This window comes from Streptomyces griseomycini (genome assembly GCF_014203535.1).
Lineage (GTDB): Bacteria > Actinomycetota > Actinomycetes > Streptomycetales > Streptomycetaceae > Streptomyces > Streptomyces griseomycini.
Genome location: NZ_JACHJI010000005.1, coordinates 197,871 through 220,669, shown reverse-complemented (window position 1 = coordinate 220,669; position 22,799 = coordinate 197,871). Strand labels below are relative to the sequence as shown.

15 protein-coding genes and 2 pseudogenes are annotated in these 22,799 nt (G+C 74.2%); 6 read left to right on the top strand and 11 right to left on the bottom strand.

Features of this window, described 5'->3' with window-relative positions:
- Position 1: 1 nt before the first annotated feature.
- From FHS37_RS15585 to FHS37_RS15570, 4 genes are all read right to left on the bottom strand, one after another.
- A complete protein-coding gene (locus FHS37_RS15585) occupies positions 2–1,171 on the bottom strand; it encodes an ATP-binding protein (protein ID WP_184821517.1) in 1,170 nt (389 codons plus the stop codon).
- Positions 1,172–1,206: 35 nt separating this feature from the next.
- Positions 1,207–6,270, bottom strand: a complete 5,064-nt coding sequence (locus FHS37_RS15580) for a hypothetical protein (protein WP_184821515.1) — start codon at positions 6,268–6,270, stop codon at positions 1,207–1,209.
- Positions 6,267–7,121, bottom strand: coding sequence for a DUF4132 domain-containing protein (locus tag FHS37_RS15575; RefSeq protein ID WP_184821513.1), 855 nt, complete (start codon positions 7,119–7,121; stop codon positions 6,267–6,269). Before FHS37_RS15575 ends, FHS37_RS15580 begins: the two co-directional genes overlap by 4 nt.
- Before the next feature lie 360 nt (positions 7,122–7,481).
- Positions 7,482–8,996: a PTS transporter subunit EIIC gene (locus FHS37_RS15570; protein ID WP_184821511.1), complete on the bottom strand. Its 1,515-nt coding sequence runs from the start codon at positions 8,994–8,996 to the stop codon at positions 7,482–7,484.
- A gap of 312 nt (positions 8,997–9,308) precedes the next feature.
- Between FHS37_RS15570 and FHS37_RS39365 the strand changes: the two are divergent.
- Both FHS37_RS39365 and FHS37_RS15560 read left to right on the top strand, forming a co-directional pair.
- Positions 9,309–9,629, top strand: a pseudogene (locus tag FHS37_RS39365) (carboxymuconolactone decarboxylase family protein); the annotation flags it as partial.
- A gap of 658 nt (positions 9,630–10,287) precedes the next feature.
- Complete coding sequence (locus tag FHS37_RS15560) at positions 10,288–10,620, top strand: putative quinol monooxygenase (protein ID WP_184821508.1); 333 nt, start codon at positions 10,288–10,290, stop codon at positions 10,618–10,620.
- A gap of 39 nt (positions 10,621–10,659) precedes the next feature.
- Here the strand turns inward: FHS37_RS15560 and FHS37_RS15555 are convergent, their stop codons facing one another.
- Complete coding sequence (locus FHS37_RS15555; protein WP_184821507.1) at positions 10,660–11,538, bottom strand: endonuclease/exonuclease/phosphatase family protein; 879 nt, start codon at positions 11,536–11,538, stop codon at positions 10,660–10,662.
- A 737-nt stretch (positions 11,539–12,275) separates the two neighbouring features.
- Here FHS37_RS15555 and FHS37_RS15550 point away from each other — a divergent pair.
- Both FHS37_RS15550 and cpt read left to right on the top strand, forming a co-directional pair.
- Positions 12,276–12,452 carry a hypothetical protein gene (locus tag FHS37_RS15550; protein ID WP_184821506.1) on the top strand — a complete coding sequence of 59 codons (177 nt, stop codon included), beginning with the start codon at positions 12,276–12,278 and terminating at the stop codon, positions 12,450–12,452.
- A gap of 130 nt (positions 12,453–12,582) precedes the next feature.
- Positions 12,583–13,116 carry a chloramphenicol phosphotransferase CPT gene (gene cpt, locus FHS37_RS15545; protein ID WP_229889872.1) on the top strand — a complete coding sequence of 178 codons (534 nt, stop codon included), beginning with the start codon at positions 12,583–12,585 and terminating at the stop codon, positions 13,114–13,116.
- 21 nt (positions 13,117–13,137) lie between these two features.
- Here cpt and FHS37_RS15540 read toward each other — a convergent pair whose 3' ends face one another.
- Positions 13,138–13,722 carry a hypothetical protein gene (locus tag FHS37_RS15540; RefSeq protein ID WP_184821505.1) on the bottom strand — a complete coding sequence of 195 codons (585 nt, stop codon included), beginning with the start codon at positions 13,720–13,722 and terminating at the stop codon, positions 13,138–13,140.
- 206 nt (positions 13,723–13,928) lie between these two features.
- The gene (locus FHS37_RS15535) at positions 13,929–14,726 is read right to left on the bottom strand and encodes a VOC family protein (RefSeq protein ID WP_184821504.1); all 798 of its coding nucleotides are present in this window, start codon (positions 14,724–14,726) and stop codon (positions 13,929–13,931) included.
- A 623-nt stretch (positions 14,727–15,349) separates the two neighbouring features.
- On the opposite strand from FHS37_RS15535, the gene FHS37_RS15530 reads away from it, so the two are divergent.
- On the top strand, positions 15,350–15,913 hold the full coding sequence (locus FHS37_RS15530; protein WP_184821503.1) for a hemerythrin domain-containing protein: 564 nt from the start codon (positions 15,350–15,352) through the stop codon (positions 15,911–15,913).
- On the opposite strand, the gene FHS37_RS15525 is transcribed toward FHS37_RS15530, so the two are convergent.
- The 4 genes and pseudogenes from FHS37_RS15525 to FHS37_RS41040 form a co-directional block, all read right to left on the bottom strand.
- Entirely contained in the window at positions 15,904–16,695 is a 792-nt protein-coding gene (locus FHS37_RS15525; RefSeq protein ID WP_184821502.1) for a class I SAM-dependent methyltransferase, read from the bottom strand. The two genes, FHS37_RS15530 and FHS37_RS15525, sit on opposite strands and share 10 nt — an antisense overlap.
- Positions 16,696–16,822: 127 nt before the next feature.
- On the bottom strand, positions 16,823–17,635 hold the full coding sequence (locus FHS37_RS15520; protein ID WP_184821501.1) for an SAM-dependent methyltransferase: 813 nt from the start codon (positions 17,633–17,635) through the stop codon (positions 16,823–16,825).
- Positions 17,636–18,231: 596 nt separating this feature from the next.
- A complete protein-coding gene (locus FHS37_RS15515; RefSeq protein ID WP_229889873.1) occupies positions 18,232–21,606 on the bottom strand; it encodes a pyruvate carboxylase in 3,375 nt (1,124 codons plus the stop codon).
- 213 nt (positions 21,607–21,819) lie between these two features.
- Positions 21,820–22,131 (bottom strand): annotated as a pseudogene (locus FHS37_RS41040) (winged helix-turn-helix transcriptional regulator); the annotation flags it as partial.
- Positions 22,132–22,278: 147 nt separating this feature from the next.
- Between FHS37_RS41040 and FHS37_RS15510 the strand changes: the two are divergent.
- The gene (locus tag FHS37_RS15510; RefSeq protein WP_184821498.1) at positions 22,279–22,686 is read left to right on the top strand and encodes a RidA family protein; all 408 of its coding nucleotides are present in this window, start codon (positions 22,279–22,281) and stop codon (positions 22,684–22,686) included.
- Positions 22,687–22,799: the final 113 nt, after the last annotated feature.

Genomic DNA, 22,799 nt, shown 5'->3' with positions numbered 1-22,799 from the left:
GTCAGCCCTCCAGGACCGTGCGCAGGTCCCACAGGGTGCGCCAGGTGGCGGACCCCTGCTCGGCGCGGCGCCGGACGGGGCCGTCCCAGTAGCCGCGCAGCCGGGCGGCGTCGGCGGGGTCGTCCTTGCGGACCACGCCGAGCAGGTGACCGGGCAGCAGTCCGAGCACGTCGCGGTCACCCGGGAAGTACGCCGCCGCGAGAGCGAGCGCGCCGGCGACGGACACGGCCTCCGCGGTGCTCATCACCGTCGACGGCCGCTCCACCTCCCAGCCCTCCGCCGACCGGCCCTCACGCAGGTCCCGGAACGCGGTGACCAGGGCCTCCAGCACGGCGTCGTCGACCTGGAACGGCGCCCCGGCCCGCTCCACGGACGCCCGCGCCTGGCCGCGCACCAGCGCGGTCTCCGCGTCGAGGTCCCCGATGGGGCCGACCGTCTCGAAGTTGAAGCGGCGTTTGAGGGCCGCGGACATCTCGGAGACGCCCTTGTCGCGGAGGTTGGCGGTGGCGATGAGGGTGAAGCCGGGCGCCGCGTGTGCCAGGGCGTCCTCGGTGCCCGCCAGTTCGGGCACGGCGATCCGCCGCTCGGAGAGCAACGACACCAGCGAGTCCTGCACTTCGGGCAGGCAGCGGGTGACCTCCTCGACGCGGGCGACGGCGCCCCGGGACATGGCGGTCATGACGGGGGACGGCACGAGCGCCTGCCGGGTGGGCCCCTGCGCCAGCAGCAGCGCGTAGTTCCAGCCGTACTTGAGCTGGTCCTCGGTGGTGCCGGCGGTGCCCTGCACGACCAGGCCGCTGGTGCCGCACACGGCGGCGGAGAGCAGCTCCGACAGCATCGACTTGGCGGTGCCGGGCTCGCCGACGAGCAGCAGGCCGCGCTCCCCGGCGAGGGTCACCACGCACCGCTCGACCAGCGCCCGGTCACCGACGAACTTGCCCTCGATCACCAGGCGGCGCGGCACCCCGTCGGGCGCCTCGGCACCGTCGGGCAGCTTCAGGGCCCGGCCGTCGCTGCCCATGACGAACGTGACGACGGCGCGCGGGGTGAGCCGCCACGCGGGCGGGCGCGGCCCGTCGTCGTACGCGGCGAGGAAGGCCAGTTCGGCCGCGTACCGGTCCTCGGGCGGGACGATCTGGCGGGCCGGGGCGGGAGGGAGGGTGGTGGTCATCGGTGCGGGTTCTTCCGGGTGCGGGTGGACGGTGGTCATCGGCGGCGGCCCTTGCGGGTGGCGCGGGTGGTGAGTTCCTCGTAGGCCGGGGCGTCACCGGCGCGGACGCGGTCCCACGCGCGCGTGAACAGCTCGGGCACCGGCAGCAGCGGCACCGCGCGGGAGTGGCCGCGGATCGGGTAGAGGCCCTGCTTCCAGATCTCCACCGGCAGCGCGGGGGACCTCAGGTCCAGCCAGCCGCACGGCAGGAAGAGGGTGCGTCCGGCGCGGGACCGCTTCGCCTCCACGACCAGGCCGGTGGCCGCCAGTTCGGCCCGGGCCTTCTTGGCGCGGGCGGGCTTCCAGCCCGTCCAGCGGGCGCGGTTGCGGTCCGTCGGGTCGGGCAGGGCCAGCAGTTGGAGGTAGAGCGCCGCCGCGTCCTCGCCCAGGCCGTGGGTCCCGGCGACCTCGGCGACCAGGTCGGGCACGCCGAGGGTCGGGTCCTGGGCGTATCCGGTGGGTCCTTCGGGATCCGTTCCGGCCGCGAGGGCGCGGGCGAGTCCGTCGTCCAGGATCGTCCGCAGCGCCCGCACGCCCTCGCCCCGCCCGGGCCCGACGAGTCCCTCGACCAGTCCGAACACGGGGTCGTCCGCCCTGGTGAGGGCGCCTGCGCGCACCAGGACGGCCTCCTGGTCGCCGTACCAGGGGCGCAGCACCAGCGCCTCGCCGACGTGGGTCAGGCCGTGCGCGTCGGCGCCGCCGGTGGCGGGCAGTCCGTACGCCTTGCGCAGCTCGGCGGCGGTCGACGTGCCCTTCTCGGTCCACCCCAGGTCGAGGTCGAGCAGCAGCCCGGGGTCCGCGACGCGGCGGCGCAGCGCGGCGAGCCCCTCCGGCAAGGCGGCGCGCAGGGGGTGCCCGTACGGCAGGGAGTAGGCGAGCCCGGCCAGGGCGGTCACGGCATGCGTCAGGCCGTACCGCCCGGGCAGCGCCGCGGGGTCCTCCGGCGCCAGGTTGCCGTCCTTGTCGGGCCGCTGCACCGTGGTGCGGCTGATCCAGGGGGTGCGGTGCGGGTTGAGCACCTCCTCGGCGGAGCCGGTGGACAGTCCCGCCAGGGAGAGCTCCCCGGCGAGGTCCTCGGGCAGGCGGACGATCCCGTCGAGGCGTTCGGCCCACACCCGGGCCGCCGCTTCCGTGTCCGGTCCGGCCGTCCACAGGTCGGCGGGGTCCTCGGGCAGCAGCGCGCCGATGAGCGCCGCCCGGTCACGGGACTCCAGCGAGCCCAGCAGCGCGTCGCCGAGCTGCTTCTGACGCGGCTTCAGTCCGGTGGCGGCGATCACCTCGTCGGTGAGCTGGGACGGCCTCCCGGCGAGCAGCAGGGCCGCCTGCGCGGGTCCCAGCCCGCCCCGTGTCGCGGCGGCCAGGAGCGCGGGTGCCTCCGGCTGCCAGGGCGCGGGCCCCTTCTCCCGGATCAGCCCGGTCACCGCGGCCAGCGCGTCGGCCGGGAACACCGGCGGGTACGCGCTCTCCCTCTCCAGCGTGAGGTGCGCGACCGCACCGAACACGCCGGCCGGGTCGTGGTCCAGTGCCAGCCAGCTCACGCGCCCGTTGTGGCGGTCGGCGTTCTGGCAGCCGAGGACGACGACGGTGCGGCCTTCCCGGCGCAGCACCTGGCCCACACGCTCCTGCTTGCCGTACGGCTCGCTCAGCACGACCTCGCGCAGCGCGCCCCCGGGCGCGGCCAGCGGACCCTCCGTGACCGCCTCGAACAGCAGCAGCAGCGCCTGGCGGTGCGTCTCCGTCACGGTCGGTGAGGCGGCACGGTAGGCGAGCGGGCGCAGCACGCTCAGCACGGACGGCCACACCGCGCCGATGCCCGGAACGGTGAACTCGTCGCTGCGCCACCCGTCGGCGGTCCCGGCGAGCCGGGCGGACCCGGGCAGGGGCTTGCCGTCGGCGGGCTTCCCGGACAGGACGTGGTTCACGGCGCGGATCTGACGCAGCGCGCTCCAGCGCTGCCCGCCGCCCCACCAGCCCTGCAGTTCGGCGAGACCGGTGGTCGCCTCGCGCAGCGTCTGGTCGTCGCCGTTCTCGGGGCTGTAGTCGACGAACATGCCCTCGACACGCCTGCGGTCCGCCTCGGACTGCTCCACCGGGGGCGTCACGAACGTGGCGACGGACTCCGCCAGGCGCAGCACCGCGCGCACGAGGGCGGCGACACCGGTGAGCAGGTGGGGCTCGGTGAGGGCGGGCAGGCAGCGGGAGACGGTCTCCCGCAGGACCTCGTCGGCGGCGGGGACGGCGGGCTCGTCGGCGGTGGTCCCCGCGGTGTTCCGTGCCCCGGTCCCCGGGCCGCCCGCCGCCTTCGCCCGTTCGGCCGCCGCCGCGGCCTCAGCCCGCCACTCCGCCAGCGCCCGGGCCCCGGCGCGCAGCAGCTCGTCCGCCTGCTCGTCGCTCAGCGCCCGCAGGAGCGCCGAGGCACCCTCGTCGCGCGGCCGCAGCGCGTGCCAGAAGTCGACCGGCGGCACGAGTCGTGTGCCGGCGGCGAACTCGCCGCCGCGTTCCAGCGGTGTCAGCCGGCCCAGTTCCCGCACACCTGTGGTGTCGTCGGTCGTGTACAGGATGACCTGGCGGTAGTGGGCGACGACCAGGGGCTCGACGCCACCGGGCAGCCGCAGCGCACCGACCGGAACGCCCGGTGTCCGGCCGTGTGCCGTCGGGAGGGTGACGGTACGCCCGTCCGGCGTGCCGACGGTGGTACGGGCCTCGTCGCCGTCGCCCTCGGCGCGCACCCAGCGGCCGAGGACCGTGCCGTCGGTGCCGAACGGGCTGTGCTCCAGGCCGGGTTGCAGGGGCAGCACGGCGCAGTGCTGCTGGAGCAGGGTGGCGCCCTCGCGGATGCCGGACCTCAGGAACGCGGGCAGCGAGGCACGCCCGTGCGTGCCGGTGGCCGGGTCGTACTCGAGCCACACCTGCTGCCGCCCCTGCCGGCCCTGGCGCCAGTACGAGGTGCCGTCCCCGAGGACGCGGCGGCCGGGCGGCACGACCGTGTCGCCGGCGTGCAGGGCGCGCCCGCCGGTGGCGCGGCCGCCGCCCGGCAGCGGGATCGAGGTCTCGCCCGCGTCGCCGCCGCCGTACCAGTGCGGGAGCTTCTCGCCGCCGAGCGGGAACACCTCGGTGGGGCGGGACGACCAGTAGCCGTACTGCTTGCCGTCGTGGTGCCACATCACCAGCAGTTCGCCGTCCGCGTAGCGGAACGACGGCCGCTGCCAGCGGCCCAGCTCGACCGGCAGCCGCAGGTCGTGTTCCAGCAGGACGTCCTGCGGACCCACGACGATCGCCTTGTGCCTGCGGGAGAGGACCAGGGCCGGCCAGGCCTCGTGGACGGCGAGGGTGTCCTCGCCGTCGCGCCGGGTCCCGGCGTCGAGCCGGCGCAGCGCCTCGTCGAGGGCGGGCCAGCCCAGTTCGTCCGGGATCCCGGCGCGCAGGGTGTTGCCGAGCAGTGGTGCGACGTCGAGTGCGGCGGCCCGGGCGACGGCCCCCGGGCTGATCCGTGCGGCGATCCCGCGGAACGGGCTCAGCCGCTCGAGCGCCGCGCGGGCGGCCGCCAGACCGGCCGCGCCGTCCAGTTCGCCGGCGGCGTCGTCGAGCCACTCCCGGAGCACGTCGGCGAGCACGGGGTGGCCGGCGATCCCCTCCAGCGCCCCTCGGCCGGTGTGCCGGCGGTGCCGGTTGCCGACGGCGTCGTAGAGCATGCGGCGGCCGTGCCGGTCCGCCGCGACGGCCGTCAGGTCGCGCCGGCCGGGCCGGGTGTCCATCAGCCACCGGTCGAGGGCGAGGTGGACGCCCTGGTCGGCACCGGGCGGAGTGAGCGGCACGTCCTGCGCCACGCACAGGTCCAGCAGGTCGAGGTCGGCGCCGGCGTGCCAGCGGCCGGTGAAGAGGTCGACGGGGCGGCCCTGGTCGCGCAGGCGCGGAGCCATGCGCTCCACGAGCGCGAGGGTGGCGGGCGAGCGGTCGCTGACCGTGCCGCCGTGCTTGCGGTGCAGGGCCCAGCGGCTGAGCCAGTCCGCCGCGTCGACCGCGTCCGCCGCCCCGTCCTCGCCCGTCAGCAGCCGGTCGGCGCCGGTCTCGGCGAGCAGCTCCAGCCAGAACTCGTCGTCCCCGGTGGAGCGGCCCAGCCCGGCCGGCATGATCTCCAGCAGCCGGGTCCGCACGGCGGGCTGCTGCCCGGCCAGGACGACGAGCGTCGCCCGGTAGGCGTTCCAGAAGGACGCGGGGGCCCGGACCGCCGCGGGTGACGCGAGCAGGTCCGCGACCAGGGCGCACTCCTCGGTGACCCGGTTCAGTCCCGCCGCCTTGATCAGGGCGCGCGCGTCCTGGGGCAGCGACGCGTACGGCGGCGTGCCGGCCGCGCAGCGCTCCACGGTCAGCTGCCGGAACTGCGTCCAGGCCTCGGCCGGGGTGAGCCGTGCCGCGAGGGCCTTCACGTGCTCCTTGAGCGCCTTGACCGTCAGCGCCCCGGCGAAGGCGAACTCCAGGAACACGGCCCGCTGCCGCTCCTCGTCCACGGTCAGCGCGTGCACCCGTTCCGCCTCACGGGCCTTGCCGAAGAAGGCCGCCGCGTACGTGGTGTTCTCGTGCTGGAGGAAGACGCGGGCGGCCTGCTCGTAGAAAGTGGGCAGGAAGTGCGGCACGGCCCGGCCGAGCCGCTCCCCGAGCGCCTCGAAGCCCTCCTTGGCGGTGCCGGGACGGGACTTGGCCTGCCGGGCGAGCCGCTCGACGTCCTTGACCAGCGCCAGCGCGTGGTGTCCGTTCGCCGGGTCGTTGACCAGCGCCCACGCGGGGAAGCCGAGGGTCTCCCGGCGCACCTGACCGACCTCGCGGGTCTCCGGCTCGCGGGCCAGTCCGAGGAAGTCCAGGGCGAGGTCCTCCGCCTCGCCGAGCGTGCCCGGCACCAGTCGCACGACCTTCCGCCCGTCCAGCGCGGTGTGGGTGTACGTGCGGACGGTGAGGACGTCGGCGTCCTCGCGGTCCGTGGTGCCCGGGGGCAGTACGGCGCCGGCGTCGAGCAGCGCGGCGGAGGTGGCCTCGTCGTACGTGATGCCGTCGTACGTCGTCATGCCGCACGCTCCTCGTCCTCGATGTCACGCCCGGCGTACAGCGCGGCCGCCATGCGCATGCCCTCCGACCAGGCCACCGGCCCGACCCGGCCGAGCTTCAGCACCCGGCCCGCCGGGTCGGTGAACACCAGGGGCCCGGTCTCCGTCTCCTCGTAGCCGTCGTAGTCGCCGACCCACACCCGGGCCTCGACTGCGCGGCCGTCCTCCAGCACGGAGCACACGGCGTGGCCCGCGCGCACGCGGTAACCCAGCTGGGTCGCGCGGCCGTGCAGGAACCTCAGTTCCTTGAAGGCGCCGCCCGCGTAGTCCTCGACGGAGTCGGCCTCGGCGTCGAGCGCCGCGGGCCGGTGCCACACCTCGCGGAAGAGCTGCCGGGCGCGCTGCTCGATGCCTATCTCGACGGCGAACTCACGCAGTTCCTCCAGCTCGTCGAGGAGCACCGGGTGCGGCAGGCGGACCAGGCCGGGGGTGAGACGTACGGTGTCGCCGTCGAGGTCGACCAGGCCGAGGCCTCGCTCGGGGTCGGCGTCCCGCAGGAACCCGGCCACCGTGCCGTCCGCTCCCGTGACCACCAGGTCGCGCAGGGCGGCCTGCCAGGCCGGGTCCGGCCACACCCGCGCCAGGACCTCGAACGGCACCGGCAGCGAGCGCACCATCCACCGCTCCACGTCGGCCAGGCACTGCCGTTCGTGCCGCTCCAGCCACTCGGCGAGCTGACGCAGCCCCACCACCGCCGGATCGTCGGCGATCCTGGGCGGTACGGACTTCAGCCGCCGCCCGGCCGCGTTGCGGCACACCACCTTGCCGTCGTCGAGGGCGACCTCGTAGCCGCCGGCCGACACCCACCCCATGCGTGCCTCCCGCACCCGCAGTGATCAAGTGCCGGGAACTGTAGAGCAGGCCGCTGACAACGAGGTCCGAGGTGGTGCCGGGCGGTGGTCCGGCGCTCCCCGATCCGTCGATGCCGGTCACCCTGACGGACGCGCTCGCACGCACCGCCGTCCGCGTGCTGCCCACGGTGCTCACCGGCCTGCGCCGCGTCCGGCCCGGCCTGATCGTCCACGGCAGCGCCTGCCCGTGGGACGCGGTCGCCGCCCGCGAACTCGGGGTGCCGGCGGTCTCGGCGTCCACCACGCTCGCCTGCCACCGGCGCGTCCCCAGCCCCACCCGCGGCTCGTGGGGGCTGCCGGCCTCGGCGACGCCCCGGTCCGTCAGGTCCCCTCGGCCACCCGGTCCGCGGGAGCGGCGCCCCCGTCCGCCGGAGGGGCCGGCGCCGCGTCGAGTTCCGTGAGCATGGTCTTCGTGAAACCGAAGTAATAGGTCGCGAGGAAGCCGGCCGCGTAACCGACGGCCAGACCGGCGGCGTAGACGGCGACCGTCCGTCCCGGGCCGTGGTTGCCGTCGAGCAGGGGGAAGAGCGCCCAGCCCGAGGGCCCGATCGCGGTGGAACCCACGTCCGTGCCCAGTTGGTTGAAGAGGCCGACGAACGCGCCGCCGAAGGCGCCGCCCGTGCAGGCCGTGACGAACGGGCGCCCCAGGGGAAGGGTCACTCCGTAGATGAGAGGCTCCCCGACGCCGAGGAAGCCGGGCCAGAGTGCGGACCTGACGGTGCTCCGGATCGAGGTGCTGTGGGGAAGCCGGCAGTAGATCGCGATCGCCGCACCGACCTGTCCCGCACCCGCCATCGCGAGGACCGGCAGCAGGACGGTGAAGCCCGCCCCCTCGATCAGGGTCGTGTGCAGGGGGATCAGGGCCTGGTGCAGCCCCAGCATGACCAGCGGCAGGAAGAGTCCTCCGAGGAGGAACCCGGCGACCGCCCCGCCGTGGGACAGGAGCCGGTCGGCGGCCTCGCCGGTCACGGTGGAGACCGCACCGGCGAGGAACATCAGCCCGAAGAGGGTCGCCAGTCCGGCCACGAGTACGGTGACTGTGGGCGTCACCAGGACGTCGACGGACTCGGGAACCCGGCGACGGCACCACTTCTCCACGCACACGCCGAGCCATGCGGCGCCCAGGGCGCCCAGCACACCGCCCTGTCCCGGTGAGAGCTGCCGGCCGAACGCCTCGACGTCGGCCACTCCGGCGTAGACGATGACCGCCGCGGTGGCTCCACCCAGGATCGGGGTACCGCCGAACTCCGCAGCCGTGTTGTGGCCGACGAAGACGGCGATCAGCGCCATGAACCCCGAAGCCACGGCGGCGAGGGCCGGGGTGACTCCCGGCAGCCAGTGCAGGTTGACGAGGAGGCCGTTCAGACCCGCGATGATGCCGCAGCCGATGAGCGCGGGGATCAGCGGCACGAAGATGTTCGCGATGCGGCGCAGGAAGAGCTTGAGGGGCGTGGCGTTCTTCGCCTTCCGCTCCGCCCTGAGCGCTGCTCCCCGCGCCGCGAGCGCCTCGGCCGCCATGGGACCGGATCCGCGGTCCGGGGCGGTCGGCCCGGGAGGGGCCGCCCCGGCCCCGGCGCCCGCCGCTTCGACCATGGCCTCGAACTCCGGGGTGACGCGCGCCACCGTCCCCGGCCCCAGCACGATCTGGTAGGTGTCGTCCTCGACGACGCCCATGACCGCGGGAAGCGCCTTGAGGCGCTCGTCCTGCACGAGGGATCGATCCCGCAACCCCAGCCTCAGCCGGGTCATGCAGTGGGCCACCGACGTCACGTTCTGCGCGCCTCCGACCAGGGGGAGGATGGCGGCAGCGGTGTCGTGGTGTCTGTTCTGGGTCATGGTGCGCTCGGGCCTTGCTGTGCGATGGGGGCCGATGCGTCGGGCGGCCACGGCTTCGAGGGCTCTGCGCGGATGTCCGTGAGCGTCCTCCGGGCCGCCCGGCCCATCCGTCTTCGAAACTCTCTTCCGGTCAGCCACTTGATTCTGGAAGGCGTCTTCGGCACCCGCACCCGCCAGGCGTCCGAAAGTGGCGGGCCCCTTACGCCGACGACCGCACCGATCAGACACAGGTCACACCCCGGTCGCCGTCACGGTGTGCGGAGCTGTCCGGTCATCAGGGCGCAACCGCAACACTGCGAGGAGGAGCACACCGTGGACGCGCGTCTCGACTTCTTCGGCAACGCCCTCGGGGCCAAGCTCCTCAAGCACACCAACTCGGCGAACAAGGTGGTGGCCGGCTCGGGGCTGCCGGCCGCGACCCAGGAACTGGTGAAGATCCGGGCCGGCCAGATCAACGGCTGCGGGTTCTGCGCCGACATGCACACCGAGGACGCCGCCGGTGGGGTCACGGACGAGGCCTGGGCGGACGCGGCCGAGCACTACGACGAGGACCGGCTCGTCGCGTCGGTCTCCCTGATCGCCGTCATCAACGCCTGCAACCGCGTCAACGTCATCGACCGGCAGCCCGCCGGCGCCACCGGACGGCTGCCGGTCCTCTCCCCGTCGGCCTCGACGACGCGCTCGGGCTCGGTGGTCGTCACCGGGGCGCCCTCGGGAACGGTGGACGACCAGGCTTCCCGGAGCGTCCCGGCCACTGTCCCCCAGCTCGCCGGCCCGTGATGCCCGCCGGTCCCGTACACGGGGGCCGCGTCCTCGGCCGACACGGTGTCGCACCTTCCGCAGGCCCTTCACGTCACGGGACACGCCGTTCGCCGCGGCGCGGTCGCGGTCGCGGTCCCACGGGTGTTTCCCCTGGCTGGAAGACGGGCTCGACGGTCTGCCCGGCGTGTTCCCGGCCCTTCGGGTGCGGTGGCGCCGCAGGCCGCCTCGTCCCGGCCGGCCCGACGCTCCGGCGGGAGGCAGTCCCCGGTTGCCGGGCCCCACGCCTGCCGGGATCCGCGGTCACCGCCCCCGTACGCCTGCGTGCCGTACCGGGGCCGGGCGCCGGGCCGGGGGCCGTGCGCCGGTTCGACACCGCCGGGAGGGAACCGCCGCGGTGGATCCCACGTCGGTTACGATCATCGCAGCCTGCCGTGTCCGACCCGACTCGCGGCTACGACGGTGTTCCGCCGGATTCGTCGAGCCGGAGCCGGCCCGGACCGGCGGTGCAGAGAACCGATGAGGGAGTCCGATGATCTTCATCACCGCCAAGTTCCGTGTCCGTCCCGAGTACGCCGACCAGTGGCCGCAGATCACCGCGGACTTCACCGCGGCCACCCGCAGTGAGCCGGGCTGCCTGTGGTTCGACTGGTCCCGCAGTGTCGAGGACCCGACGGAGTACGTCCTGGTCGAGGCCTTCCGCAACGACGAGGCGGGGGCGGCCCACGTGCAGTCCGAGCACTTCAGGACCGCACAGCGGACCCTGCCGCCCCATCTGGCCGAGACGCCCCGGATCGTGAACACGTCGATCCCGCAGGACGACTGGTCGCTGCTGGGCGAGATGAGCGTCTCCGAGCAGGAGTGATCCGCCCGCCCGACCGGCCGGCCTTCCCGCCGTCCTCGTTCAGCGGCCGCGCCGGTGGAGCTTCAGGTCCGTGACCACGGGACGGTGGTCCGAGGCCGCGCTCGCCACCGTCCGGGCCCCGGCCACCGTGATGTCCGGCGAGACGGTGACCAGGTCGATGCGCTTGACCGGGTCGATCGCCGGGTACGTCCCGCCGCTCCTGGGGGCGGCGTCCCGCAGGTGCCGCCACAGCGGTGCCAACTCGGGAGCCGCCGCCTCGGCGTTGAAGTCGCCGACCAGGACCTTCGGTCCGCGATCGGCGGCGAGCACATCGAGCATGTCCGCCACCTGGGCCGCGCGGACCGACGGGTCGGCCCGGTAGTCCAGGTGCGTGGTGTAGACGTGCACGTGCGAGCCCCTCACGTTGACCACCACCTCGGCGAAGCCGGGCGCCGGGGCCGGCACCGGGTCGGGCGTCTGGGTGGAGAGCCGGGTGATCTCGTGGTTCTCGGCGTAGAGCAACGGATAGCGGCTCAGCACGGCGACGCCGAACTGCCGCCGCTCCCCGCCCTGGGTGGCCGGGTCCATGTCGTAGATCGGTGCGAAGAACACCCGCATGTCCAGCTTCTCGGCCAGCGCGCGGGCCTCGTCGACGAAGTCGCTGCGGGCGCCCCAGTGCACGTCGACCTCCTGGAGGCCGACCACGTCGGCGCGCAGACCACGTATGGCCTCCGCGGTGCGGTCGAGGTCGAAGACCTGGTCCTCGCCGGCCCCGGCGTGAATGTTGTAGGTCGCCACCCGCAGCGGCACCGCCGGGGCATGGGCACCGGGGGCGTCGGCATCCGCGGCTGCCGCCGGTGCCGACGTCGCCAGCAGGACGGCCGCGAGCGCGGCGGTGACACGGCCGCCGCGGAGAGCAGGTCGGGATCTGGGCTTCATGCCTTCTCCAGGTCGAGTAGGGGTGGGACCGTCACCGGGCGGGAGGCGGACCGTGAGTGACCCTCCGTCACCTGACGCGGCGTCCGGGTCCGCACCCGTCCCCGGTTCCTCCCGCGCCCCGACGTCACGACGTCCCGGAGTCGGCCACCACGTTCCTGACGCCGTCTCACGCACCACTGCATTCTGCTCCGGTGGACGCCCGTCCACTCGCGTTCCGCGGGTGGGGCACGGCGCCGGGGTCCGTCCGGCCGGGCCGGCCCCGTCCGCTGTGGTTCCCGCCCTCGGCGACCGCGGGGCGCTGAGCAGCCGGTCACCGAGCGGGAGGGCGTCCTGGTCGCGGGGCGGCTGCCGTCCCGCCGCCCGCGCGGCCGGTTCCGCGAGCCTGCGGGCGTCCTTGTCGTCGAAGGTCATCAGGACCGGCCGGGAGCCGCCCCGCATGTCGTGGCCGACCTGCCGCAGCCCGCTGACGTCCATCCGGTCCTCGCCCGCGTCGGCACCGAGTGGCGCGTCTTGCCGTCCGCCGAGGCGAAGGCGGGCGGCGGCAACGCACCCGTCCACTCGCCCTGCTGCGCCGGGATCAGCCGCAACGCCCGGGCCTGGCGTGCTCGCGGTGCCCCGAGCCGAGCCGGGAAGGCCGGACACAAGAAGTGACACGGTGTGTCCCACCGGGTCAGGGGAGGTGTGCCGCTTCCCACGGTCTCCGGGCGCAGGGCAAGGTCCGGGCTCTGGTCGAGCCGGTGCACGGCAGTGCCCGGGCCGCCCGCAGCCTGCTCACCGTGCTGGCCCGCCGTCCGCGCACCGCCCTGCACACCCGTTCCGTCGACGGGCGGACCGGTCTCGTGGTCCGTCACGACCACCGGCTCGCACACGGCCCTCAGCCGTCGACGGAGAGCAGTGCGGGAGAGACCGTGTGACATCGAGCATCACACCGTCCTGTCTTCCGGGACGAGGCTCCGGCCTTCGATGTGCGCGCCGAACCGTCCGCCGTCGCCGCTCCGCCGAAATCCGTTTCGTGCCGGGTGGGACACGCCCTACTGTGGCACGGTGACGACTCAGATGATCATCCTCAACGGTGGTTCCAGCTCGGGGAAGTCCGGGATCGTACGGTGTCTGCAGGCCGTACTGCCGGATCCGTGGCTGGCGTTCGGGTGCGACTCGTTCGTCGACTCCCTGCCCGCGAGAATGCAGGCGTCGGACGAGGGGATCACGTTCGCCGCGGACGGAGGGGTGAACGTCGGGGCGGACTTCCGGACGCTGGAGGCGGCCTGGACGGAGGGCATCGTGGCGATGGCCCGTGCGGGCGCCAGGATCATCGTCGACGACGTCTTCCTGGGCGGGGCGGCGTCCCAGCAGCGGTGGCAGAAGGCGCTGGGCAGGCTGGCCGTGTTGTGGGTCGGCGTCAGGTGCGAGAGCACGGTCGCCGCGGGCCGCGAGATCGCGCGCGGAGACCGCGTCCCGGGGATGGCGGCGTCGCAGGCGGACGTGGTTCACGAGGGGGTGCTCTACGACCTGGAGGTGGACACGACGCACACCGAGTCCCTGCTGTGCGCGCGCACCATCGCCGCCCACGTCAGCTGACCGCCGGACCGGCGGCACGCTTCAAGGAACCGCACGCTCCCGTCGGGGGCGTGCCCCTCGGACTCCGTCGGGCACGGCCACGGTGAACCGCCGCTGCGGGCCGAGCCCCACGGACTCCTCGGATTTTCCGCCCGTCGGCCCCGGCTCCATCGGCGGGGGCGGCTCCGGCGCGCGCAGGTCGACGAGGGGGTAGCGGAGACCTCCGCCCTCCCGTCCCGCGAAGGAGTCCGCGGCCCGGGAGAACACCGCGCCCCACGCACCGGTTCCGGGGTGCACGTCGACGAAGGAGTGGTCACCGGCCACGAGGGAGGGGATCCCCCGGGTCCCCTCGCCCGGCCCCCGCATCCACCGGCGTTCGACTCGGGCGAGCCGGGGATCGAGGTGAAGGTGGCCGTCCCCGCCTGTCCGGACGGCGGTCACGCCGCGCAGCAGGGTGCGTACGTCATCGGGCAGCGCGGGCTCCGCCTCGGTGAGCTCGGCGTCCGTGGCACCGGGCTCGACCGTGAACAGGTCCGGCAGGCACCGCTCCGGCTCCCGAGCGCCTCGGTCGCGTCCTGTGCGGTGACGGTCATCGTCGTCCTCCCGCACTCCGTGGGGTGCGGGCACGCGCGTACGAGCGCGGCACGGAGGTCTTCGAGGCGGTCCGCCCGGCGGGACCGGCGGGGCAAGACGGTCCCCGGACGGGTCTGCCGCGGACGGGTCTGCCGCGGACGGCGCGAGGCCCCGGTCACCGGGCTGCTCGGACCCCGGCAGGGCGGACCGACCGCGTCCGCCCCCTCGAGGCCGCCCTGCACCGGAGTGACGTGCCGGGTTCAGCTCCGGGCCGGGGTGAGCACCACGAAATCCGCGCCGGACGGATCGAGGCAGACGGCCAGCCGGCCGACGCCCTCCGCGTCCTCCGGGCCCATCTGCACCCGCCCGCCGTTCCCGGTGACCTCGGCGACCGCGGCGTCGCAGTCGGCGACGGCGAAGACCGGGTGCCAGTACGGCCGCCCGTTCGCGAGGGCGAGGTCCTCCTCGCGGACCTCCATGAGGCCGCCGTGCATCCGCTCCTCGGGCAGCTCCGCGGGGGTGATGAGGGAGTACGTGCCACCGCCTCCCGGCAGCTCCGTGTCGCTGAACCGCCAGCCGAGGACACCGCCGTAGAACTCCTTGGCGGCCGCCGCGTCGCTCGTGTACAGCTCGGTCCAGGACAGCGAGCCCGGCTCGTCCACCAGGTCGACCCCCTTGGTGTCCCCTGGCTGCCAGACGGCGAACTGGCCTCCCAGCGGGTCGCTGTACTGTGCCATCCGGCCCCACTCCTCGAGGTCCGTCGGCGGTACGCGCACGGTGCCGCCCGCGCGCTCGACGGCCCGGGTCGTGGCATCCGCGTCGGTGACGCTGTAGTAGATCATCCAGGCCGAACGCGCTCCTTCCTCCGTGAGCTTGCCGAGTCCGGCGACGATCTTCCCGTCCTTGCGGAACATCCCGCCTTCCACGTCCTCCCCCTCCCCCATGGGTTCGTAGTCCCAGCCCAGCACCGCGCCGTAGAAGGCCGCGGCGGCCCGGACGTCGGGGGCGCCCAGGTCGAGCCAGCAGGGGGAACCGGGGGCGAAGTCAGTGGTGATCATCGCGATGTCCTTTCACAGGTCCGCTCCGACCCCAGCGTGACACCCGCCACTGACAACCGCCCGTCGGTCCCGTCGTCCTGGCGGGGCGGCCGCGCCACGCGGCGGATCCGCTTCCGGCCCGCCCGCGTCCCGTCGTGACGGGCGCCGCCGCGGGCTCGCCCCCGTGGCGCTCGCGTTCGCCGCGCTGGTCCTCGGCACCCGCCGCGGTCCGGCTCCGGCCGACGGGGGCGAGCAAGCCGCCCGTTCCCTGCGGCCGGGCGTCCCTCCCCCGGCCGTGCCCGCCGTGCCCCGGCGACGACCGTGCTGTCAGCTCGGGGGGAACGGGGCGTGACGCTCGGCGGGGGATTCGCCCGGCCGTCGGCTGCGGTGTCCGTGCCCGGTCCGCGGGGTCACGTCCCGCCCCGTTTCCCCGCACCGGCCGGCGCACGTGCGCAACTCAAACGGGCCCTGCCGACGATGCACACGGCGCGCGGCGCTGCTGTAGTGGTGCGCAGCGCCTCCGAACAGCGACTCCCTGCCGCACCAGCGGGACGGGTGGGAGACGGCATCGCGCTGGGCGCCACGCACACCCGGAAGATCCGCTGCGGCACAGCCGTCCAGGCTCGAGGAGAACGGAAGACGTGATGGGACACGGCGGAAACGTGATCGAGGAACTGACCACCGACCACCGCGAGGTCGACGCGCTCTTCGAGAAGATCCAGGCGCTCCCCTCCGGCGACGACCGGCAGCGGGAGATCGCCGATCAGCTCACCATCGAACTCGTGAGGCACTCCGTCGCCGAGGAGGCGCACCTGTACCCGGCGGTGCGCCGGTACGTCGACGACGGCGACGACCTGGCCGACAAGGAGATCGCCGACCACGCCGAGGTCGAGCGGATGCTCAAGGAGCTGGAGAGCTGCACCCCGGGCGACGGCCGGTTCGACGCCCTCGTCGCGCAGTTGAAGCAGTCGGTCACCGCGCACGTGCGGGACGAGGAGGACCGGCTCTTCCCCCTGCTGGCCGACGCGAGCCCCGCCGGGCTGCTGGACGACCTCGGGGACAAGGTCCGCTCGGCGAAGAGGACCGCCCCGACCCGGCCCCACCCGGCCGCTCCCGACACCCCGCCCGCGAACAGACTCATGGCCCCCGGCGCGGGCATGGTCGACCGCCTGCGCGACATGTTCACCGGCCGCGGCCGTCAGGACTGACCGCCCCGGCGCCGCGGTACTCCCTGCCCGGGTGCCGCCACCGGGGCGGGCGGGATGCGGTAGACGGAGACGTGGGAGCGCGACTCGGCGGTGAACGCGGCGCCGTTCCAGTCCGCGTGCCTGGTCTCCAGCTCGAATCCGGCCAGCTGGGCCATGAGGTCGAGCTCGGCCGGCCAGACGTAGCGGTGAGGGCTGCGGAACAGCCGGGCCTGCTCGGTCCCGTCGAAGTGGAAGTGGTGCGACACGACGTGCTGGCGCAGGACGTCATAGGTGTCCAGGCCGATGTAGCCCGGGTCGGAGTGCCAGACGGTGGCCGTCTGGCCCGGTGGGAGCTTCCGCAGCTCGGGTACCCAGAGCTCGACCACGAACCGGCCGCCGGGTCCGAGGTGGCGGGCCGCGTTGCGGAAGCACTCGACCTGCTCGGCCTGGGTGAGCAGGTTGGAGATCGTGTTGTAGACGAGGTAGACCAGGGTGTACTCCCCGGGGGCGGCGGTCGTCGCCATGTCACCGATGACCACGGGGATCGTCGCCTCGTCCGCCTTGGTGCGCAGCCGCTCCACCATCGGCCGTGACAGCTCGATACCGGTGACGGGCACTCCTCGGCCGGCGAGCGGGACGGCCACCCGGCCGGTGCCGACGGCGAACTCGAGCGCCGCCCCCTCCCCCGCGAGCCGGGCGAGGCAGTCCACCGTCGGTTCCAGCACCTCGGGCGCGAACATGCCGGTGCCGGGCGTGTCGTAGCGCCGGGCGGCCTCGGCGTCCCAGATCTCCTCCTGCTGCATGCCGTCCACCCTCGCCGCCGGCACCCGGTGCTGTCCAACGAAAATCGGCAGGCCTCGAGGACGCGGTGCCGTCGTACGCGGGCGGGCGGGGCGGATCCGGCCGCCCCGCCCTCGTACGAGCGGGGTGTCAGGGCTTGCGGGCGAGGCCGCCGTGCTCACCGATGGGTTCCGGGGCGGGAGAGGTGTCGTCCGGGCGCCAGAGGGGCACCGGGACGACGCCGGGGTCGACGAGCTCCAGGCCGTCGAAGAACGCCGTGATCTGGTCGACGGTGCGCAGGTGGTACGGGACGGCGCCGCTCTCGTTGTAGGCGTCCTGCGCCCGCTCGAAGACCGGGTCGATGCCCCGCGAACCGTCGTTGACGGCGAGGTAGCTGCCGGACGGCAGTGCGTCCATCAGGCGGGTGACGATGGAGCGCGCCTGGTCGTAGTCGGCGACATGGCCCAGGATGTTGCTGAGGATGAGGGCGGTGGGACGGGTGAGGTCCAGTGTCTCGGCGGCGGCCGTGAGGATGCGGTCCGGGTCCAGCACGTCGGCGTCGACGTAGGCGGTCGCACCTTCCCGGGTGGAGTAGAGCAGGGCACGGGCGTGGGCGAGGACCATCGGGTCGTTGTCGACGTAGACGATCCGGGACTCGGGGGCGATGCGCTGGGCGACCTCGTGCGTGTTGTCGGCCGTGGGCAGGCCGGTCCCGATGTCCAGGAACTGCCGGATGCCCGCCTCGCCGACCAGGTAGGTGATGGTGCGGCGCAGGAAGGCACGGCTGCTGCGGGCGATGGTGACGATTCCGGGGAAGACGGCCGTGTACGCGTCACCGGCCTCCTCGTCGACGGGGTAGTTGTCCTTCCCGCCCAGCCAGTAGTTCCAGATCCGGGCCGAGTGCGGCACCGACGTGTCGATCTGCTGGTGCGTTGGTCCGTGCGTCGGCGCAGGGTCGGTCATGGGTACCGTCCGTCGTCAGTCGGGGAATGGTCCGGTCGACCACAACCTACGCCCGACGGCCTGCTGTCGCAGGCCTGTTCGCATTCCGGGGGATTTCACCGGTGGTACCGCTCCGACCCCGGGAAACGCCCGCGGCGACGGCCCGGGGGACTTCTTCGCCTGCCGGGCCGGCAGGGCCGCGGTCACGGTGCACAACCGCTCGGCGCGGGTCCGGGAGCACGGCCCGGGCCCGCGCCGGTGCCGCGACGGACGCGAACAGCGGGTCTCCCGGACCGTGGGAGGCGTCCAGGAGCGGCTCCTCGAGCAGCGGGCGCACCGCGGAGGGGCGGGACCTACGGCGGGGCCGCGCCCTGCGGGACGAGAACGCGCGGGCCCGCAGGACGGAGTTCGTCCAGCGGCACGCACCGCGGCCCGTGGACCCCGCGGATCAGGGGGTGGCGTCGGCGGTCGGCGCCGGCCGGCGGGGCGGGTCCGGCTCGTCGAGGGTGCGGTCGGGGTGCAGCGGGTGGTCCACGGGCTTCCTCGCCGGACGCGGATCGGCGGCCGGCCGGAGCGGGCACCCGGGCGCGCGCCGCGGTGCGCGCCCGGTCGAGGGGTCAGGCGAGTTCCACGAGGAGATCGCCGCCCTCCACCTGCTGGATGCGGTTGATGGCCAGCCTGGCGACCGTGCCGGACTTCGGTGCGGTGATCGCGGCTTCCATCTTCATCGCCTCGATGGTGGCCACCGTGTCCCCGGCCGCCACCTCGTCGCCCTCGGCGACCGCGAGGGTCACCACACCGGCGAAGGGCGCCGCGACGTGGCCGGCATTGGTCCGGTCGGCCTTCTCCGTGACGGGCACGTCGGAGGCCGCCGCCCGGTCGCGGACCTGGATCGGCCGCAGCTGACCGTTCAGGGTGGACATCACGGTGCGCATGCCGCGCTCGTCGGCGTCGCCCACGGCCTGGAGTTCGATGAGCAGCCGCACGCCGGGGTCGAGGTCGACGCTGTACTCCTTGCCGGGGCGCAGCCCGTAGAAGAAGTCCTTGCTGTCCAGGACGCTGGTGTCGCCGAAGGACTGCCGGTGGGTCTCGAACTCGCGCGTCGGTCCGGGGAACAGCAGCCGGTTGAGGGTCGCCCTGCGGTCCTTCGCCAGCCCGGCGCGGTCGTCGGCGGTCAGTTCCCGCACGGGCTTGGGTTCGGCGCGGCCCCGCAGCGCCTTGCTCCGGAACGGCTCGGGCCAGCCGCCGGGCGGGGTGCCCAACTCGCCGCGCAGGAAGCCGATGACGGAGTCGGGGATGTCGAACCGGTCGGGCTCCGCCTCGAAGTCCTGCGGGGAGACGCCCGCGCCCACCAGGTGGAGGGCCAGGTCGCCGACCACCTTCGACGAGGGGGTGACCTTCACCAGGCGGCCGAGCATCCGGTCGGCGGCGGCGTACATCGCCTCGATCTCCTCGAAGCGGTCGCCGAGGCCGAGCGCGATGGCCTGGGTGCGCAGGTTGGAGAGCTGCCCGCCGGGGATCTCGTGGTGGTAGACGCGGCCGGTCGGTGAGGCCAGGCCGGCCTCGAAGGGGGCGTAGACCTTGCGGACGCTCTCCCAGTAGGGCTCCAGGTCGCCGACGGCCCGCAGGTCCAGGCCGGTGGGCCGCTCCGAGTGGTCGGTCGCGGCGACGATCGCCGACAGGGACGGCTGCGAGGTGGTGCCCGCCATGGAGGCCACCGCTCCGTCGACCGCGTCCGCCCCGGCCCGGACCGCCGCGAGGTAGGTGGCGAGCTGACCGCCGGCGGTGTCGTGGGTGTGCAGGTGGACCGGCAGGTCGAACTCCCGGCGCAGGGCCGACACCAGCGTCGCCGCCGCGGGGGCCCGCAGCAGGCCGGCCATGTCCTTGACGGCCAGGACGTGGGCGCCCGCCTCGACGATCTGCTCGGCCAGGCGCAGGTAGTAGTCGAGGGTGTAGAGCCGCTCGGAGGGGTCGGACAGGTCGGCGGTGTAGCACAGGGCCACCTCGGCGACGGCCGTGCCGGTCTCGCGTACGGCGTCGATGGCGGGCCGCATCTGGGAGACGTCGTTCAGCGCGTCGAAGATGCGGAAGACGTCGATGCCGGTGGCCGCCGCCTCCTGGACGAAGGCGTCGGTCACCTCCGTCGGGTACGGGGTGTAGCCGACGGTGTTGCGGCCGCGCAGCAGCATCTGCAGGCAGATGTTCGGCACGGCCTCCCGCAGGGCGGCCAGGCGCTCCCACGGGTCCTCGGCGAGGAAGCGCAGGGCGACGTCGTACGTGGCGCCGCCCCAGCACTCCAGGGAGAGGAGCTCGGGCAGGGTGCGGGCCACCACCGGGGCGACGGCGAGCAGGTCCTTGGTGCGGACCCGGGTGGCCAGCAGCGACTGGTGGGCGTCGCGGAAGGTGGTGTCGGTGACGCCGAGGGTCGGGGAGGCGCGCAGCCAGCGGGCGAAGCCCTCCGGGCCGAGTTCGGCGAGCCGCTGCCGGGAGCCGGCCGGCGGTTCGCCGGCGGGCAGCGGCGGCAGCTTGGTCAGCGGGTCGACCAGCTCGGGCCGCTCGCCGTGCGGCTTGTTCACCGTGACGTCGGCGAGGTAGGTCAGCAGCTTCGTGCCGCGGTCGGCGGAGTGGCGTGCGGTGAGCAGCTGCGGGCGCTGCTCGATGAACGACGTCGTGACGTGCCCGGCCTGGAAGTCCGGGTCGTCCAGCACCGCCTGCAGGAACGGGATGTTCGTGGCCACGCCGCGGATGCGGAACTCGGCCACCGCGCGCCGGGCACGGCCCACCGCGGTGGTGAAGTCCCGTCCCCGGCAGGTCAGTTTGACCAGCATGGAGTCGAAGTGCGCGCTGATCTCGGTACCGGCGTGGGTGGTGCCGCCGTCCAGGCGGATGCCGGAGCCGCCGGGCGAGCGGTAGGCGCTGATCCGGCCGGTGTCCGGACGGAAGCCGTTGGCCGGGTCCTCGGTGGTGATGCGGCACTGCAGCGCGGCGCCCCGCAGGGTGACGGTCTCCTGGGCGAGACCGAGGTCGGCGAGCGTCTCGCCGGCGGCGATGCGCAGCTGCGCCTGCACCAGGTCGACGTCGGTGACCTCCTCGGTCACCGTGTGCTCGACCTGGATGCGCGGGTTCATCTCGATGAAGACGTGGTTGCCGTCGCGGTCGAGGAGGAACTCCACGGTGCCGGCGTTGCGGTAGCCGATCCGGCGGGCGAACCGCACGGCGTCGGCGCAGATCCGCTCGCGCAGCGCCGGGCCGAGGTTCGGTGCGGGCGCGAGCTCGATCACCTTCTGGTGGCGGCGCTGCACCGAGCAGTCCCGCTCGAACAGGTGAATGACGTCGCCGTTCCCGTCGGCGAGGATCTGCACCTCGATGTGGCGGGGTTCGACGACGGCCTTCTCCAGGAAGACGGTGGGGTCGCCGAACGCGGACGCCGCCTCCCGGGACGCCGCCTCGACGGCCTCCCTCAGCTGGGCGGGGTCCTCGACACGGCGCATCCCGCGGCCGCCGCCGCCCGCGACCGCCTTGACGAACACGGGGAAGCCGATGTCGTCGGCGGCGCGGACGAGTTCGTCCACGTCGGTGGAGGGCGCCGAGGAGCCCAGGACCGGCACGCCCGCCTCCCGGGCGGCGGCCACGGCGCGCGCCTTGTTCCCGGTCAGCTCCAGGATGCCGGCGTTCGGTCCGACGAACGTGATGCCCGCCTCTTCGCACGCGCGGGCCAGCTCGGGATTCTCGGACAGGAATCCGTAGCCCGGGTAGACCGCGTCGGCGCCCGCGCGGCGCGCGGCGCGGACGATCTCCTCGACGGAGAGATAGGCCCGCACCGGATGTCCCGGCTCGCCGATCTCGTAGGCCTCGTCGGCCTTCAGGCGGTGCAGCGAGTTGCGGTCCTCGTGCGGGAAGACCGCGACGGTACGGGCGCCCAGCTCGTAGCTCGCGCGGAACGCCCGGATCGCAATCTCCCCGCGGTTGGCGACCAGCACCTTGCGGAACATTCGTGATCCCTTCAGCCGGCGGTGACGAAGACCATCGTGTCGGCGGCACGTCCGGTACGCCATGTGAACCGGGCCACTCTCACAGCGCGGGCCGGGGCCGTGTGAGGTCCGGTGGCCCGGGGTTCCGGGTCCGGGCGTCTCAGCCGTCAGGTGCCGAAGCGGCGGCGGGACGCCCCGACGTGCGCGAGGCAACCGGTGGGTCCGGTCGCACATCGTGCGCACCGTCTCCCGCAGGGCCCGGCCCGGTTCGGTGGGGGTGTGCCCGGCCCGCGGCGGCACGGTGGGGTGCTCCTTCCGGTCGACCGGGCCGTCGCGCTCCAGCGCGCTCAGGTTCCGGGGGAGCACCTCGTGGCCGGTGCCCCCGGCCTCGCCCCGCAGCTCGCTGGAGCGCGGGGTGCGCTCGCCCGGTGCCTCGGTGATCGGGAGCGCCCACCTGCCGGCGACGTCCGGGAGGGTCTCCCGCGCCGGCGAGTCCGCGCGCCTCAGGTCCGCGTCCTCGGGCGAGCCCTTGGACTGCTTGGTCACCCTCAGGTTCCCCAGTCACCGGAAAGTGCGTTCTTCCATGTCAGCCGCCACTCTCCTACGGTTCCCGAGTAACCACGAGAGAGCACGTACGGATCGGGTGCGCACCGGGCGGACCCTCGGGCTCTCACGGCAAGGAGGCAGGACGGTATGGCCATCACCCTGGTGAATCCCAGTGGATTGCCGGAGATCGACGCGTATCACCAGGTGTCGATCGCGACCGGGTCGAAACTGGTCTTCGTCGCCGGACAGGTCTCCTGGGACGCCGACGGGGTCACGGTCGGCGAAGGGGATCTCGCCGCCCAGGTGGAGCAGTGCTACCTCAACGTCGGCGCCGCCCTGGCCGGGGCCGGCGGCTCCTTCGACGACGTGGCGAAGCTGACCGTCCACGTCGTCGACTGGACCCCGGACAAGATGCCCCTGCTCCTGGAGGGCATCGCCCGGGCGGCGGCGAAGCTGGGCGTGACCCCGGCCGCCCCGGGCACGCTGCTGGGCGTCGCGGCGCTGGACGTGCCCGAGCACCTGGTCGAGGTCGAGGCCACGGCGGTCATCGACTGAACGCGGGCGGGCCCGCGGGCGTCATCGCCCTCCAGCGACGGCACGAGGCCCGGGCCCCGGCGCACGACGAGGCACGACGAGGAGGCCTTCCTCCTCGACGCCCCGCCCGGGCA

Excerpts from the sequence above, each read along its gene's own strand:
- FHS37_RS15585 (WP_184821517.1), bottom strand. The coding sequence starts at position 1,171 with ATGACCACCACCCTCCCTCCCGCCCCGGCCCGCCAGATCGTCCCGCCC.
- FHS37_RS15580 (WP_184821515.1), bottom strand. The coding sequence starts at position 6,270 with ATGACGACGTACGACGGCATCACGTACGACGAGGCCACCTCCGCCGCG.
- FHS37_RS15575 (WP_184821513.1), bottom strand. The coding sequence starts at position 7,121 with ATGGGGTGGGTGTCGGCCGGCGGCTACGAGGTCGCCCTCGACGACGGC.
- FHS37_RS15570 (WP_184821511.1), bottom strand. The coding sequence starts at position 8,996 with ATGACCCAGAACAGACACCACGACACCGCTGCCGCCATCCTCCCCCTG.
- FHS37_RS15560 (WP_184821508.1), top strand. The coding sequence starts at position 10,288 with ATGATCTTCATCACCGCCAAGTTCCGTGTCCGTCCCGAGTACGCCGAC.
- FHS37_RS15555 (WP_184821507.1), bottom strand. The coding sequence starts at position 11,538 with ATGAAGCCCAGATCCCGACCTGCTCTCCGCGGCGGCCGTGTCACCGCC.
- FHS37_RS15535 (WP_184821504.1), bottom strand. The coding sequence starts at position 14,726 with ATGATCACCACTGACTTCGCCCCCGGTTCCCCCTGCTGGCTCGACCTG.
- FHS37_RS15530 (WP_184821503.1), top strand. The coding sequence starts at position 15,350 with ATGGGACACGGCGGAAACGTGATCGAGGAACTGACCACCGACCACCGC.
- FHS37_RS15525 (WP_184821502.1), bottom strand. The coding sequence starts at position 16,695 with ATGCAGCAGGAGGAGATCTGGGACGCCGAGGCCGCCCGGCGCTACGAC.
- FHS37_RS15520 (WP_184821501.1), bottom strand. The coding sequence starts at position 17,635 with ATGACCGACCCTGCGCCGACGCACGGACCAACGCACCAGCAGATCGAC.
- FHS37_RS15515 (WP_229889873.1), bottom strand. The coding sequence starts at position 21,606 with ATGTTCCGCAAGGTGCTGGTCGCCAACCGCGGGGAGATTGCGATCCGG.
- FHS37_RS15510 (WP_184821498.1), top strand. The coding sequence starts at position 22,279 with ATGGCCATCACCCTGGTGAATCCCAGTGGATTGCCGGAGATCGACGCG.